Raw genomic sequence first — 15,725 nt, 5'->3', positions numbered from 1 at the left:
CTTCATGTAACATGAAGCCAGAAAAAGAAATTTCATATTATTATAATATTGACAGCCTGATGGCAGCCCAAAAGCACCTGCTCATCTCCAAAGGCGCCGTCATTCATAAATCTGCAGTAGTGGCTGGTGACACCGCCACCTCTACCATACAGCCAGATAGCTCTGTATGGGACAAGGAATTTAAGATTTTTGAAAATATAAACATTAATAAGCCCACACTTAGAGGACTCTACACTGAGAAAAACGATCAGGATAATAAAAGCAATCTAAAAGTGCGCTCCTACACTACAGACAATGAAGATGCTGAAATTAAATACTTGAAAATTTACTACTTAGATAATTTAAGCAATATCAAAAAAGTAGAAGCTAAGTATGAAGAAGATAACCCTATTTATCAGTCAGCTAGATTCTTAAGATTAACCTTTGATGATATTAACAAAGAAGCTGTACTTACAAAGTATCAGATAATTGGTAATCAGAAAACGATTTTAAGAGATCCTGTGAAAATTAAAATCAACGCAAAAGTTACGATTAAGTAGCAGGTAAAAAAAATAAGCGAAATGAATAAGGCCTTCCTTTGTATAAAAAAGAAGGCCATTTTATCTTTTGATTTACAGGTCAAGCAATGCCTGCAAAAAGCTTAAATTCTCTTTTTTATCCTTCACTATTAACAAAGGAATAACAGTATTATAGGCCACCATTTTATCAGCCACACTACCTAAAAGTATAGAGGCCAAACCGGTTCTTCCTTTAGATCCAATCATTATCAAGTCTACTTTCTTTTCTTCCGCTACCTCCCAGGCTCTTTCTGCAGGATCATCTTCCTCATCATGCGAAAGAATAATTTCAACATCACCTTCTTTCACTTTGTTATCATTAAGAAACCCCACTACATCTTCATAAGCATTGCTTCTCATAATTTCAGTAAACTCTTCATATGATTTACCACTGGTATGATAGCCAGAAGGTACCTCAAAAGAATTTTGCACTACTACCTGAGCGCCTGTTCTTTCTTTAAAAAACATAGCCTCTTCAAGTGCCAAAGCTGATGTTTTAGAGCAGTCTGTAGCTATCAACACAGAAGATACCGTATCTTTAGCCTCTTCAGGCACAAACAGCACGGAGCAATGTATGGTTTTTGCCAGTTTACCTGTTAAAGTTCCTTTGCCTTTAAGGTTTACTTTTTTACCTACCACAAGTAAGTCTATCTCTTTTATGTCTGCCCAGCGCAAAATTTTATCTTCTGCATTGCCTTCTTTAATCTCTACGCTATAATCACATTTAGACTTAAACTTTTCTTCTACCTTCTTTTGTATCTGTTCCTTCAGAGCCTCATCTGTGGGAGCCATAAGATCAGGATATGCTTCTTTCACTTTCTCTGGTAGCTCTAAAGATTTGGCCACGTGAAAAAAATATACCTTATCAGTATTAAGAATATCTACTAATTTGGAAGTATATGAAAATAATGTCTCGTCCATCTCTGTAAGGTCGAGCGCTACTAATAATCGTTTATAGGAATACATAACTCTACTTAATAATCTGCTTAAATATATGGTAAAAATCCGAATTACTCCGGCCAATTACATATTTTGAACGCTTGATTAGTCTATAAAGTTATTAGTCGATAAATTTGTAGCTGCACAACTGGCAAATCTTATATAAAGATATATTGAATGGCTAAAAGAAGAGGAAGAGAACCCCTAAAAGAAGGCGAAAAAAGGAAACTGGATAAAAAGAATTTTGCAAAGCTTATAAGGGTATTCCGATACATCCTTCCCTACAAATCAACATTTATTTTCGGCATGGTATGCCTGTTTTTCAGCAGCACTACCCTCCTGGGCTTTCCTTATTTTGCTGGTAAGCTCATAGATATAGCCGATGGTAAACCTTGGGTAGTAGTACCAGGAAAAGACTGGATTATCACTTCCATCGGGGAGGTTACATTGATACTAATTGGCATTTTGTTCATTCAAAGTATATTCTCCTTTTTCAGAGTATATCTATTTGCCTTGGTAAACGAGAGATCTATGGCTGATTTAAGGCAAGATCTGTTTGGTAAAATACTCATGCTGCCTATTAAGTTTTTTGATAACCGAAGAGTAGGGGAGTTGATCAGCCGCATCACTTCTGATGTATCTTTATTGCAAGACACATTCTCTATTACCTTAGCGGAGCTATTCCGCCAAATGGCCAGCCTCATAATAGGTACCGTAATAATAGCCGTAATAGCCCCTAAGCTTACGCTGTTCATGATATGCACTTTTCCTGTTGTGGTTATTGCAGCTCTTGTTTTTGGCAAATTCATCAGAAATTTATCAAAGTCTACCCAAGACAAGCTCGCAGAGACCAATGTAATAGTAGAAGAGACCATACATGCGGTAAATACAGTAAAGGCATTTACAAATGAAATATTTGAAATTAATAGATATACCAAAAAGGTAAATGAAACGGTAAACATAGCCCTAAAAACTGCCAAATATCGTGGCATGCTAATATCGTTTATCATTTTTGCCCTTTTAGGAGCATTAGTAGCCATTATGTGGTACGGAGCCACTTTGGTTCAAAACGGCCACATGAGTGTAGGTGACCTCATGTCTTTTGTTCTTTATACAGCATTTATTGGAGGCTCACTAGCCGGATTAGGAGAGGTTTTCAGCCAGATTCAGCGAGCCATAGGTGCTTCTGAAAGGGTAATAGAAATCATCAACGAAACACCAGAAACCAGAAATGGTGTAGCTAATAAGGAAAAGCTAAAAGGAGATATTATTTATGACAATGTTACTTTCGCCTATCCAGGAAGAAAGGAAATAGATATATTGAAAGGCTTAAACCTTACCATAAAAGAAGGTCAAAAAATAGCACTCGTTGGACCAAGTGGGGCTGGTAAATCTACCATCATACAGCTTCTTATGAGATTCTACAATGTTGATTCAGGCAACATTGTAATAGACAATAAAACATATACCGAATATGACCTTGCCTACTACCGCAGTAACATAGGCATAGTACCTCAGGAAGTAATGCTCTTTGGAGGAAGTATAAAGGAAAACATTGAGTACGCTAAGCCCGGAGCCACTGAAGAAGAAATAAAAAATGCGGCAGAAAAAGCTAACGCTCTGGAATTTATAGAGAATTTCCCAGAGAAATTTGATACATTAGTAGGAGACAGAGGGATAAAGCTAAGTGGGGGTCAAAGGCAAAGAATAGCTATTGCCAGGGCCATTTTGAAAGACCCATCTATACTTATTTTAGATGAAGCTACTAGTGCGCTTGATGCCGAGTCTGAAGTACTGGTGCAGGAAGCACTAGACAAACTAATGGAAGGCAGAACCACTATTATGATAGCACATAGACTATCTACCATTAGAAAAGCTGATAATATATTCGTCATTAAAAATGGCAACATAGTAGAATCAGGAACCCATGAGGAACTTTCTACTTATGATAAAGGTATATATAGTCACTTGCTTAGCCTTCAATTTCAGGCAAATTAAACTGGCCGATCATGGATACGAAAAAAATTCTGAATGACTATAAATTAAAATCTACTCCTTGCAGATCAGAAGTACTCCAACTCCTGGTTAACAATGAGCATGCCCTTTCTAATTCTGACATAGAAAACCAAATAGATGTAAGCCACGATCGCGTTACGGTGTACAGAACACTCAAATCATTTTTAGACAAAGGAATTATTCATAAAGTACTGGATGACGAAGGTGTAACCAAATATGCGGTATGCCATGAGTGTAGTAAAGAGGAACATCACCATGAGCATGTACATTTTAAATGTGACAATTGCGGCCTCACTCAGTGCATGGATAACATTCAAATTCCACAAGTGAAACTTCCTTCAGGCTTTACAGCCAAGGAGAAAAATCTATTGATACAAGGAATATGTGATCAATGCAATAATTAAGTAGAATATTCAATTCATATTAATTATTTTTTCCTATAATCCATAAAATCGCACTCTAAGGTTGCAATTAATTTTGTACTTTTGAAACTGTTGCACTATGGTTAAAAAGCCTAACATATTGGATAACTATCCTTTCCCCTTGACTCACGGTTAAATGTCTACATTTTCTCTTTTTGATAACGCCAATGAGCCTATTCTTTTTGGGATATTTGGGCTGATTATCATCTCATTTTTAGTAATTGATCTAGGTGTTTTTAACAGAAAAGCACATAAAATACCTGCCCGATCAGCATTATTCCAATCAATATTTTGGGTGGTTGTATCGGTCATATTCGGCTATCTCATCTACCTCAATGACGGAGGAGCTGAGGCATCCTTAGCCTATTTTTCAGCTTACCTTACGGAGTATGCACTTTCAGTAGATAATATTTTCGTTATACTGCTCATACTACGGTATTTCAAGGTTAAAGAAGAGTATTATCATAATATACTTTTTTGGGGTATTATAGGTGCCATACTTTTCCGGGCCATATTCATTTTTGTAGGGGCGTACCTTATTAGCCAGTTCTATTGGATACTTTACATCTTTGGCATTTTCCTAGTATATTCTGGTATTAAAATTTACTTTGAAGGAGAGGAAGATGAAATAGATCCTGGCAAAAATCCTGTTTTAAAATTTGCAAGAAAGCATTTAAAAATTACTAAAGGTGACTTTGGCGGCAGGTTCTTAATAAGACGCAAAGGAAATATATTATTTACTCCCCTTTTTTTAGTAATAATATTAATAGAAACTACTGACCTGATTTTTGCTGTAGACTCTATTCCTGCTGCTTTTGCCATTACACAAAGTGAGTTTATCATCTACACCTCAAACATTTTTGCTGTGCTAGGCCTTAGAGCCAAGTTTTTCCTTTTAGCCAATATTATAGACAGATTTTACCTATTACAAAAAGGTCTTGCTTTTATTCTTATTTTCATAGGAGCAAAAATGTTATTAGAAATTTTCCATATTGATATTCCTATCTATATATCATTTGCTATAATTTTATTAACACTAGTTACCTCCATAGTACTTTCCATAATATTGCCTGAAAACAAAAATGAAAAGGCTAAATAGCGAGCTGTAATACTCCTTTTATAACTTCTCTGGGTATAATTCTCAGCAGGATTTTGAACGAAATAAACTCTTTAGGAAAAGCTATTACTCTAAAACTAGGTATTTGCTTCAATGCTTGCACTAGGCCATCTCTCATGATCTCTTTTTCTGCGTCTGTTAGCTCAGCTTGTACTCCTTTTTTAATAAGACGCACCAGTATCTCATCTGCAAAGATGGCACTGCTCACCCTGTTTTTATATTTCTCTACCACCTGCGAAATGCGCTGAATATATTCATCACTGACCTCCTCATATTCCTTCTTACTCTGGAGAGCATCTAGTTGACGCCAGTTTTCTAACACAAAACCTTCCACAGCAATCATACTATGCTCAAAATCAGCGCTTTGAAAGCCCAATGAATTGTTAAATCGATTAAGAAATTCTAATTCTATCTGATCTACTTTTTTATCTGACCATACAGTTAGTATGGCCAGCTCCAAGAAAAATTTACGAATAATCCATGGATCCGACTTTTCAAGAGGAATATCTTGAATACCCAATCCATGGTCAAAATATTCCTTTGCCACCCTTCTTTTTTCAAGTGGGAGGGTGGTATTTTCTATAAAATGCTGAAATAGCTTTCTTTCTTCTTCCTCCACCTTATGATTAGCATGAGCAGCTGCAGCCATTACTTTAACAGCAGTATAACTCAAATCTGTCTTTTGATCTTTAAAAAAATCAGCTAAAACCTTATCAGGGTTGGTATAGCTCCATTGACCAAAAATGTATACATCATGAAAAAGCTGAGTATTATAAAAAAACTCAGCCCAAAAGTTGCCCATACTCTTTCTAAAGGCCATATCTACACGCTTTTCCAGTACTCTTTCGGTAATTCTAAAAGTATCTTTAGCTCTACCAAACCAATTTCTGCCGGAAGTAGCAATTTCAGGATATACGTTATTATAAAAGCTATTTACCTTTTTCATGGTGGCTTCCATGAACTCCCAGTAATCAATATTTTCTGAAGAGTAATTATATAGCTCAGCTATATTTATGAAGGTATCAAGCAAAATAACTTTCACTTTATCTTCATGATCCCAATTTTTTTGATGAAGATCATCAATGGCGCTTATAGGAAATCCATACATAAGGCCAGTAGGTTGTATTAGCCCATAAAATGACTGGTCTGGATTCTGGCCCTTCACTTTATGATTGATGCTAAATAAAAATGATTCCTTTCTCTCTTCAAGAAACTCGCGTACCCACCCTTTTTCTGATGGATTCATATTTCAGTCAATTAGTTTAATCTTTAATAATAATATATTTAAATAACTATTTCATTATTCTTTAAACATATAAGCAGAATTCTGCTACCTATAAAATCAGATGATACACAAATTGTTCAAACATAATTTCAATCACAGTAAAGCGATAATAATTGGATAGAATTCACAATATCAATATCTTCAAACACTGATATGAACATTAACTTGCCCAGGAGTATAACCAAGCTGATCTATGCTACAATTTTATTCCTCATAAGCCTAATTGTAGGTACAGGAGGATATGTGGTACTGGAAAATTATACATTAATAGATGCCTTATATATGGCAGTTATCACTTTTGCCACAGTAGGCTATACAGAGGTTAACGCATTATCTGTTAATGGAAAGATTTTCACCCTAATCTATATTATTTTTAATCTTGGGATTTTTGCGTATACTGTTTCTGTACTATCAACCTTCTTGTTTGAAGGAGAACTGGGCCGTGTTTTTAAAAATTATATTTCGAACAGAGAAGTGAATAAGTTAAAAGACCATGTTATAGTATGTGGCTTCGGTAGAAATGGAGCCATGGCTTGCGAAGAGTTACATAAAGCAGAAAAGGAGTTTGTAATCATAGAAAAGGATACCTCTGTGATAGAAACCGTTCCTCAAGACAAAAAATACTCTTTTGTGAGCGGCAATGCTACGCTAGACGAAATACTCTTAGAAGCGGGTTTAGAAAGAGCCTCCACAGTAATCACAGCGCTCCCTAGCGATGCTGATAATGTATTTATAACACTTACAGCCAAGGAAATTAACCCTAGAATAAATGTAATAGCAAAAGCCTCTGAAACCAATTCAGAAAAGAAATTATATCGTGCTGGTGCCTCGCACGTGGTTATGCCTGACAGGCTTGGAGGTATACATATGGCCAACCTTATCACTAAACCTTATGTAATTGAGTTTCTTGAATTACTCAATGGCGTAGGAGATGCTAAGCTTGAGCTGGAAGAAGTAAGTTACGCCAAATTAAAAAACGAATTTCATAATAAAACGATCAAAGAGCTGGACATTAGAAATAAAAGTGGCGTAACTATCCTAGCCTTTAAAGATGATTTAGAAGGGTTTATATTCAACCCTCAGTCTGATAAGAAAATAGAAAAAGGAGATGTACTGATCATTTTAGGAACTAAAAAGAACTTACATAATTTCAATAATCATTTTATTAAAAACTAATAACATATATCATTATGGAACTCAGAAACGATGCTTTTGCGTCTATCACCTTTGAAAAAGAACTTAACACTATAGTAGTGATCTGGAAAAAAATTCCTTCAGAAGAAATTTATAGAGGCGTTTTCTCACAAGCATTAATAGAACTACACAGTAAGGGAGCTGATAAATGGCTAAGTGATATTAGAAAACAAGGGGTAGTAAGCCCTTCTAATACACAATGGCTTCAGGAAGAATTATTACCAAAAGCAGTAAATGCTGGATTGCGCAGAATTGCCATCATAGCAGAAAAAGACGTTTTCAAACAGTTTTATATTGACAATATTAAAACTTCAATCAGCGACACTTCAGAAATTCAATATTTTGACAATGAAGAGGGTGCCAGAAAATGGCTAAATAGCTAATAAACCAAAACCTATTGTGGAATACCGATTTTAATTCTGTTAAAATCGGTATGAGATTCCAGCGCTTCTAATAGTGTTACAAAACCTATTGAATGCATATGGACTTTAATCTTATTGCTATCACTTATTATATTGAGCTCCAGAGAAACTTTACCGAAAGAAACATCGTGAATTTCGGACCATTCTATTTTTTGGGTCTGGCCTAACATCGTCCGCTGTTCTACTCCTTCATCTTTTATGATTAAGCGGAAGTTTAACCCCATGAGCAATAAAGGAATTCCCAAGCCCAACATCATTATTACTATAAAGAGCAACGCAAATGGACTTTCAGGTTCGTGATTTATCAAACCATGAATGAGCACGGCAATGGCACCAATTACAGCAAAGAGGCCGATAATCAAATAGAATATTGGCAATTTTAATATCACATTGCCCCTTACATCTACTTGTGGTTGTTTCTTAGAAGCAGACATTAAACAAAACATTACTATTATAGCAACAGCGGGAATGGCATAGACAGAAACATCCATAATGATCTAATGATAAAGGAGGTAAAGGTTAAATAGTTTAGTTTCGGTAAATATATAATTTTAATTACATATTTTATAATATATAAATTCACAAATAGCTCAAGGTAATTACTCCTCTAAAAATTCTGAGCTAGTATGACTTCAAATAAAAGACATTAATGAACGATATTTATCCTAGTAATAAAGCTAAAAAAACATCTACTACGTAATGGAATTTATTGAATATAAATAACCATAAATATAACTAAATAAAGTATATTCACTCAGAGCAGGATTCACAATACTGATTCTTCAACTTAGCATTATCTAATAATTGAAAAGTAATGCCTCCATCTAAGGAGCTGTTAAATAATTGGCAAAACCGCTCTGGATTTTTATTGGACGCATTAATCAGTAAAGATCTATAAGAAGGGGAATTGATCAATTTAGGATCTATAATAGTAAGGTTGATATAGAAGAAAAGAAGGTCTTCAGAAGCATCTAACTGATGAATATAAGGCTTCAAAACTGACACTGCCAAGCCATATTGCTGAAAGCTTACAAAATACTTAGCCATACTTAAGGCATCAGATTCAGAAAGTTCATGAGATGAATAAATGTCATAAATAGTTCTGAGCATATCGTTCTTTTCCTTGTAACGACGCTCATTATTCAACTTATCACTTTTTATAATACCATAATTAATTTGTAGCCTATTCACCAACGAATTGTCTAATGGCGACTCACTCAGTTTTTTAATTCTATATAATATTTGCTTTTCATCTAATGTAGAATCACCATAAGCCAAAATCTCCAATTGCAATGCCACCAAATTATACAATACACGAGCATTTTCTGGCATTAATTGATAAAGCTTTTCAAATTCTTCAAGAGCAGAATATATATTCTGAGGGTCAAAAGTATGCTTATAAACCAGCTTATTATTAATTACAGGGCCAAAGAAACGGGCTTGAGGCACTTCTAATCTATCAATAAGACTATCAGGCATTTTATTGCTTTGGATATAATAAAATGCGGCCTTCTGGATGGCAAGGGCTGCCTCCACATTCTCTTGCTCTACTGCCTCATCAAACAATGATATGGCTTCCTGCTCACTTTCAAATTGATAAGTAGCCTTCTTCTCTAAGGTCATGTATAAAATGGCCTTTCTATGTTTACTTAAAATAGGCTCAAGTTTATCAAGCACTTTGTCATTTTCAAGCTGTGCTTTAATGCTACTCTTGTTCATACTTTCCCAAGACCGAAAGGGGGTATCTTTTATATCAGTGAAAAAATCTACCCAGTTTTCTGCTGTCTTTATTTTGATATTAAGGTCGTGCTCTTGTAGCTCTGCAAGTGCACTGGCTATGGAGCTAGCTCTTTTCTGTTGTAACTCTTCATTAACCTCACGAGAACCTTCTATGGAGGTATAAGCCTCTATGTTAAGCTGCTTTATGTCATAATCATATAATTGCAGAGAATCATATATAGGTCTGATATCTGCAGGATTATATACTGATTTGCTTTTTTCAAAGGGGATTTCAAATTTGAACTGCTTGTTTAAACTTATAGCCTTATCTATAAGATTGTTGTTTTGCAACGTATCTACAAATAAGCCCATATCTAACAGTTCCCACTTGGCTCCTTCGATATTAAAAAACCACTGATAATAACATAAAAAATGATCTTGAAGAAATAGAATATTAAACTCCAGGTCTTGATTTCGATAGGAAGAGGGGATAGTACCGACCTTAATTGTTAAAAAACCATCTTCAGTATAAAGTGCCTGCTCCAGTAGTTTCTTTTTATACAAAGGCGGCAGCAAGTAGCCCCTGGACATAGATGATTTGCTGAAATGATTTTTAGAATTGCACCTGAATTGATTCTTAGAAATAATATCAATGGCTATGCCATCACCATTGCTACCTATCAAGTCAATAAACCATTGGGCATCATTACAAAGAAAATAAATATCATTACCTTCTGCCCTAACCCCAAATTCTATCTCTACGGCTTTAGAGGTAATCATCTCATTGCACTCTGTGCATTTTTTACTATAATTATCACCAGCCGATTTTATATCATAAGGGGCATCGCGCTGTGCAAAAAGAGGGCTGACTATCAAACCTAAAAAAGAAATAATGGCAAGCGTTCTTGTTTTCATTATCAAATCAGCCCTAAATGCTTTATTGAAATCCTATTTTTCCACCTCTCCAACCATGCGTTTCCAGGCTCTTGGCTGATTCCAAAACCTTTTCTTTTAATTGCTTTTTATACTCAGCAAGGTTGTCAGCAACCTTATCATCAAAGGCGCCGATCATTTCTGCAGCTAAGATACCTGCATTTTTAGCTCCATCTAAGGCTACAGTAGCTACTGGTATACCACCTGGCATTTGCAAAATAGATAATACGGAATCCCAACCATCAATAGAGTTGCTTGATTTTACCGGCACACCAATAACTGGCAGAGTAGTCATAGACGCTACCATACCTGGCAAATGAGCGGCTCCACCTGCTCCAGCAATAATTACCTTAAGCCCATTGTCTCTGGCTCCTTCAGCATAACTAACCATGCGCTCTGGCGTACGATGGGCTGACACTATAGTAAGCTCATACGTTACTCCTAACTCTTCTAATATTTCAGCAGCCTCTTTCATCACTTTTAGGTCAGACTGGCTACCCATGATAATTCCTACTTGCGCCTTACTCATATTATTTATGCTTTAACTTTTAATTTATTTTTAACGAAATCAACTTTTTCTTTCAGGAGTTTTACATCTGCCTCTACTATGGTTACATGACCCATTTTTCGAAATGGCTTAGTGATTTTTTTGCCATATAAATGCACATGAACGCCTTTAGTGGCAATAGTTTCTTCTAACCCCTCATATTGAGCTATGCCTGTAAAACCTTCTTCTCCTAATAAATTTACCATAGCAGAAGGCAAAACCAAATCAGTATTTCCTAAAGGCAAATTAAAAATGGCTCTCAAGTGCTGCTCATACTGCGAAGTGAAATTCGCTTCTATAGTCTGATGCCCACTATTATGAGGCCTTGGTGCTATTTCATTTACAAGCACCTCATCCTCATGAGTAACAAACATTTCTACAGCTAAAAGGCCTACCATATCCAGCTCTTTTATCACCTCAGTAGCGATAGCTTTTGCCTTTTTATCTACTTCATCGGCAATGTCTGCCGGAGCAAAAAGATACTCCACCAAATTAGCCTCTGGATGAAAAACCAGCTCTACTACAGGAAAAGTACTAATATCTCCTTGTTCGTTGCGAGCTACAATTACAGCAATCTCCTTTTTGAAATTGATTAGTTTCTCTAACAGACTAGGTGCCTCAAAAGCTTTATTCAAATCATCCTCTGAGCGCAATATCTGCACACCGCGGCCATCATAACCTTCTTTACCTAATTTGTTTACTGCAGGCAGAAAATCAGCATTTTTCTTTACAGCCTCTTTAGTATCCGTTAAAATAAAATCTGCTGTAGGGATTCCCTTATCTTTATAAAATTGCTTCTGCACCCTTTTATCTTGTATAAGCTCAATTACCTCCGGCTGAGGGAATACCTTCTTCCCTTCTGCCTGCAGCTTTTTCAAAGCTTCTACATTTACACTTTCAATCTCAATGCTGATAATATCCAGGTCTTTCCCAAAATCATATACCGTATCATATTCCTTCAAAGAGCCTACAGTAAAAGTGCTAGCCACATTTCTACATGGCGCATTTTCATCGGGATCTAGAATATGAATGTCAATATTAAAATCTAAAGCAGATTGTATAAGCATACGACCCAACTGGCCTCCTCCAAGTATGCCTAACTTTTGTGTTTGAACTGATGCGGACATGCCGTTTTCTCTGTTATTTTTGTTTATCACCTAATACTTCTACCGACTGAATAACAGTACCTACCTCTACTTGGTGTACCACATCCATACCATCGGTCACTTGTGCAAATATAGTATATCTGCCATCTAAATGTGGAGTGGGAGAATGAGTAATAAACCACTGAGTTCCTTCAGTATCTTTACCTGCAGAGGCCATACCTACCGAACCTTCCTGATATCGCAGATTGGCTAGCTCTGAGCGGATAGAATAATTTTCTCCACCATAACCATCTCCACGATTACAGCCCCCTTGTACTACAAAGTTAGGAACTACTCGATGAAAATTCTTTCCATTGAAATATCCGCTTTTTGCCAATTGCACAAAATTTGCGACTGAACCAGGGGCCTCATTTACCAAAAGCCGCATGGTAATATCCCCCTTGTCTGTTTTAACTAATACCTTCTGGTTTTGAGGTATGGTTTTTATTAAATCCCAATCTATAGGGTGATTAAATTCATTTACAGTAACAGGAATATCATCTTTACCTTCAAAGTAGGCAATGGTTTTATTCAATACTTGTAGTGCTTCATTGTCTTTAGGCAGAGAAAGCTTTGATTTGGCCGTATAAAGAAAATCGATGCTGTCATATTCTTCTTTGAAATGATAGGTGGTATCAGACAAAAGATTGGACGTTATTGCCACCATAGCAATATCTCCCGTTTCCATTGCTTGCTTAAAAATATCAGCAAAAGCTGGTTTCAACTCTTCAGGAAAAGAGGGCTGCATTCTTAAAGAGACTAATGCCTCCGTACCAGCAGTGGCAATAGCAGGATGCTCTGCTGCAAATGTTTTGGTAATAATGAAGTCATATCCTTTTAGGTAATCTGATAAAGAAGTTAATAAAGCAGCTTTAAAATATGGGTTTTTACTACTTTCATATTGCTCTTTTATTTGCCTGAAAATCTCAGACTTGCTATTGGTAATTTTCAAAGCAGAACCTAGCAATATGGCTTTCACTCTCCAGTTGGTAGCCTTTAAAGCCGCCTCGGTAATATAAATTTCATCAGAAGAATCAGCTTTTTCATATATAATATCTGCAGCAGTAATAGCAACATTTACATTTTTATCTGTCAAGGCATTATACAAAGCCACTTTAATCTCTTCGTACTCATAATTGTACAGTGCCTTAAGTGAGTTAACCTTCACACGGTAGTCATTATCTCCTATTATCTCTTTAGACAGAAGCTCTATTACAGCCTTAGAGTTAAGGTTTTTAAGTGCTGATGCCAGTGCCATTCTCACATTCACAGATTGATCCCTTGTGAGAGCATCAATTATTTCCTTTTGATATTTCTTTAAATCCAATCCTTTAATTCTGGCTAAATAATGAGCGGCCCCCAAACGAGTAAGGTAGGTGTTAGCGCTATCTAGAAGATTAATGGCCCATTCGGTAGTTACTCCATCATATACACTTCTCAGGCCAGCTCTATACAAACCCCAGGCCAGCCCTTCTTTTATTTCATCTTCAATTGGTCTTTTATACAAAAGCTCAATCTGCGGTTGAGTCACTACTTTACCCAACGCCTCAAGCATCTGATTCTTCACCATCACACTATCTTCGCCACTTAATGCCTGAACCAACAGCCTCACTGCACTGCTATCGTAACTCTGTCCTAGCGCATAAGCTGCTGCTTTCCTTACTTCAGCATGATCATCATTAAGCAAGATACCTAACTTGGGTATGGCCATAGTATCCTTTACAGAGCCAAAAGCCTCCGCCGAAAGCCTACGATATTCTGCATTATCATGATCCAAGTATGCCAATAAGGCTTCGGTATCACGCCTATCGGCCAGGTCGTAGATATCTACAACTACAGAATCTGAAAAGAGATTTACGTTAGTAACAGGCTTTTTTACTTTAGATTCACAAGCGGCAATGCATAACATGGTACACAGTAACCATATTGAGGGTAAGTTTTTAGTTAGCACAAGCAATTAGGGTAAGTTAATGAATAATCAAATATACAAATTCTGAATTGTAACTATAAAGGTAGATAAGCAGCCAACTGAGCTGAGGATAGAGCTCTCTCCAATAAATCTTGCTTATTAAAGACTTTGCCCTGATACTGAAAAGCAGCATTTAGCTTATAAGGGATTTATTGATAGCAATTAAACATTATTAGCCTCTAGGCACTTAACTATTAAACAACCATTATTCATTAAACATGGGCCTATTAATTCTCTATCTGCTATTAGCTATATTCATCTCCTTTCTTTGCTCGGTGCTAGAGGCCGTATTGTTGTCTATAACACCTTCTTATATAGAATCACTAAAGGAAAAAGGTAAGTATGCGCTAAGCGAAAAACTGGGCAAAATGAAAAATGAAATTGATAAGCCTTTAGCAGCCATATTATCCTTTAACACCATTGCTCATACGGTAGGTGCTGCTGGTGTGGGCGCACAGGCCGCCATAGTTTTTGGTGATGAATACTTAGGGGTAGTTTCTGGGGTGCTTACCCTTCTTATTTTGATATTTTCTGAAATCATACCCAAAACAATAGGTGCCAGCTACTGGAAATCTTTAGGAAGGTTTACCGCCTCCACATTAAAAATACTCATTTTCCTCATGTACCCACTAGTGCTATTGTCTCAGGCTATCACGAAATTATTGTCTAATGACGAAGTTCAGTCCTCTATCAGCCGTGATGAAGTCTCCGCTATGGCAGATATAGGACACAAAGAAGGAATTTTTCAGGAGATGGAGTCTCGCATGCTCAAAAACATGATACGATTCAGGAATATCACTGCTGAAGATATTATGACTCCACGTACCGTAATGGTAATGGTAAAAGAAAGCCATACTATTTTAAACCTGTATAAGAATAAGGATTTTTCTAAATTCTCAAGAATTCCTGTGTTCAATGAAAATAGAGATGACATAACAGGATATGTACACAAAAATGATGTACTCACCGAAATGGCAGAAGACAATCATGAAAAAAAACTTCATGAAATAAAAAGAGAGATCACCATGATCTCAAAAGACATCCGACTGCCTGTTTTGCTAGATCAATTCTTGGAAAGCAAAGAACATATTGCCCTGGCTAATGACAGATACGGAGGTGTTTCAGGACTACTTACCATGGAAGATGTAATGGAAACTTTATTAGGTGAAGAGATTATGGATGAGTATGATAATGTGGAAGATATGCAAGAATATGCCAGAATCAGATGGAAAAAAAGAGCTATGAAACTAGGCATAATTGAGGAGCAAAAACCAACAGATAATGATAACGCTACGGCAGAAGAGGTAGTACAATATGGTATTACAGGAGGACAGCCTCCTCAGCAAGAAGATAACGATACTGAGAAGTCCAAGGAAGCTTAATTTTTAATAAGTTCTTACATGTTATTAATTTTTTAACGCAAAAAATTCCCAAGGTTTAAAGGACTTTTATACTTTTAG

14 protein-coding genes are annotated in these 15,725 nt (G+C 36.3%); 7 read left to right on the top strand and 7 right to left on the bottom strand.

The annotated features are described in order from the left end of the window. The first annotated feature begins 11 nt into the window (after window positions 1-11). Window positions 12-539 (top strand): hypothetical protein, encoded by a 528-nt coding sequence (locus tag JL102_RS00755; protein WP_202241632.1) that lies wholly within the window; start codon window positions 12-14, stop codon window positions 537-539. Window positions 540-611: 72 nt separating this feature from the next. On the opposite strand, the gene JL102_RS00750 is transcribed toward JL102_RS00755, so the two are convergent. Continuing rightward, window positions 612-1,523 (bottom strand): universal stress protein, encoded by a 912-nt coding sequence (locus JL102_RS00750; protein WP_202241631.1) that lies wholly within the window; start codon window positions 1,521-1,523, stop codon window positions 612-614. 150 nt (window positions 1,524-1,673) lie between these two features. Here JL102_RS00750 and JL102_RS00745 point away from each other — a divergent pair, with 150 nt between their 5' ends. The 3 genes from JL102_RS00745 to JL102_RS00735 all read left to right on the top strand — a co-directional run bounded on the left by JL102_RS00745 (window position 1,674) and on the right by JL102_RS00735 (window position 5,033). Beyond that, a complete protein-coding gene (locus JL102_RS00745) occupies window positions 1,674-3,494 on the top strand; it encodes an ABC transporter ATP-binding protein (RefSeq protein ID WP_202241630.1) in 1,821 nt (606 codons plus the stop codon). Window positions 3,495-3,505: 11 nt separating this feature from the next. Then, entirely contained in the window at window positions 3,506-3,916 is a 411-nt protein-coding gene (locus tag JL102_RS00740; RefSeq protein WP_202241623.1) for a Fur family transcriptional regulator, read from the top strand. Between the two features lie 154 nt (window positions 3,917-4,070). Next, on the top strand, window positions 4,071-5,033 hold the full coding sequence (locus tag JL102_RS00735) for a TerC/Alx family metal homeostasis membrane protein (RefSeq protein WP_202241621.1): 963 nt from the start codon (window positions 4,071-4,073) through the stop codon (window positions 5,031-5,033). Here JL102_RS00735 and JL102_RS00730 read toward each other — a convergent pair. Continuing rightward, complete coding sequence (locus JL102_RS00730; protein WP_202241619.1) at window positions 5,026-6,297, bottom strand: TerB family tellurite resistance protein; 1,272 nt, start codon at window positions 6,295-6,297, stop codon at window positions 5,026-5,028. The genes JL102_RS00735 and JL102_RS00730 overlap by 8 nt on opposite strands. 192 nt (window positions 6,298-6,489) lie before the next feature. Here JL102_RS00730 and JL102_RS00725 point away from each other — a divergent pair, with 192 nt between their 5' ends. Together JL102_RS00725 and JL102_RS00720 are read left to right on the top strand one after the other, a co-directional pair. Then, complete coding sequence (locus tag JL102_RS00725) at window positions 6,490-7,512, top strand: potassium channel family protein (protein WP_237390275.1); 1,023 nt, start codon at window positions 6,490-6,492, stop codon at window positions 7,510-7,512. A gap of 14 nt (window positions 7,513-7,526) precedes the next feature. Beyond that, a complete protein-coding gene (locus JL102_RS00720) occupies window positions 7,527-7,913 on the top strand; it encodes an STAS/SEC14 domain-containing protein (protein ID WP_202241618.1) in 387 nt (128 codons plus the stop codon). Window positions 7,914-7,924: 11 nt separating this feature from the next. On the opposite strand, the gene JL102_RS00715 is transcribed toward JL102_RS00720, so the two are convergent. The 5 genes from JL102_RS00715 to JL102_RS00695 form a co-directional block, all read right to left on the bottom strand. Then, entirely contained in the window at window positions 7,925-8,443 is a 519-nt protein-coding gene (locus JL102_RS00715; protein WP_202241614.1) for a PH domain-containing protein, read from the bottom strand. A gap of 259 nt (window positions 8,444-8,702) precedes the next feature. Next, window positions 8,703-10,586, bottom strand: a complete 1,884-nt coding sequence (locus JL102_RS00710; RefSeq protein WP_202241613.1) for a hypothetical protein — start codon at window positions 10,584-10,586, stop codon at window positions 8,703-8,705. 22 nt (window positions 10,587-10,608) lie between these two features. After that, window positions 10,609-11,133 carry a 5-(carboxyamino)imidazole ribonucleotide mutase gene (gene purE, locus JL102_RS00705; protein WP_202241612.1) on the bottom strand — a complete coding sequence of 175 codons (525 nt, stop codon included), beginning with the start codon at window positions 11,131-11,133 and terminating at the stop codon, window positions 10,609-10,611. 5 nt (window positions 11,134-11,138) lie between these two features. Beyond that, complete coding sequence (locus JL102_RS00700; protein WP_202241611.1) at window positions 11,139-12,278, bottom strand: 5-(carboxyamino)imidazole ribonucleotide synthase; 1,140 nt, start codon at window positions 12,276-12,278, stop codon at window positions 11,139-11,141. A gap of 13 nt (window positions 12,279-12,291) precedes the next feature. Then, the gene (locus tag JL102_RS00695; protein ID WP_202241610.1) at window positions 12,292-14,205 is read right to left on the bottom strand and encodes a peptidylprolyl isomerase; all 1,914 of its coding nucleotides are present in this window, start codon (window positions 14,203-14,205) and stop codon (window positions 12,292-12,294) included. 278 nt (window positions 14,206-14,483) lie between these two features. Between JL102_RS00695 and JL102_RS00690 the strand changes: the two genes are divergently transcribed. After that, window positions 14,484-15,647, top strand: a complete 1,164-nt coding sequence (locus JL102_RS00690; protein ID WP_202241609.1) for a CNNM domain-containing protein — start codon at window positions 14,484-14,486, stop codon at window positions 15,645-15,647. The last annotated feature ends 78 nt before the right edge of the window (window positions 15,648-15,725 follow it).

The sequence above is a fragment of the Fulvivirga sediminis genome, assembly GCF_016757215.1.
In the GTDB taxonomy this organism is placed as follows: Bacteria; Bacteroidota; Bacteroidia; order Cytophagales; family Cyclobacteriaceae; genus Fulvivirga; species Fulvivirga sediminis.
Note: the sequence above shows the minus strand (reverse complement) of the source record. Positions and strands in the feature narration are given on the sequence as shown.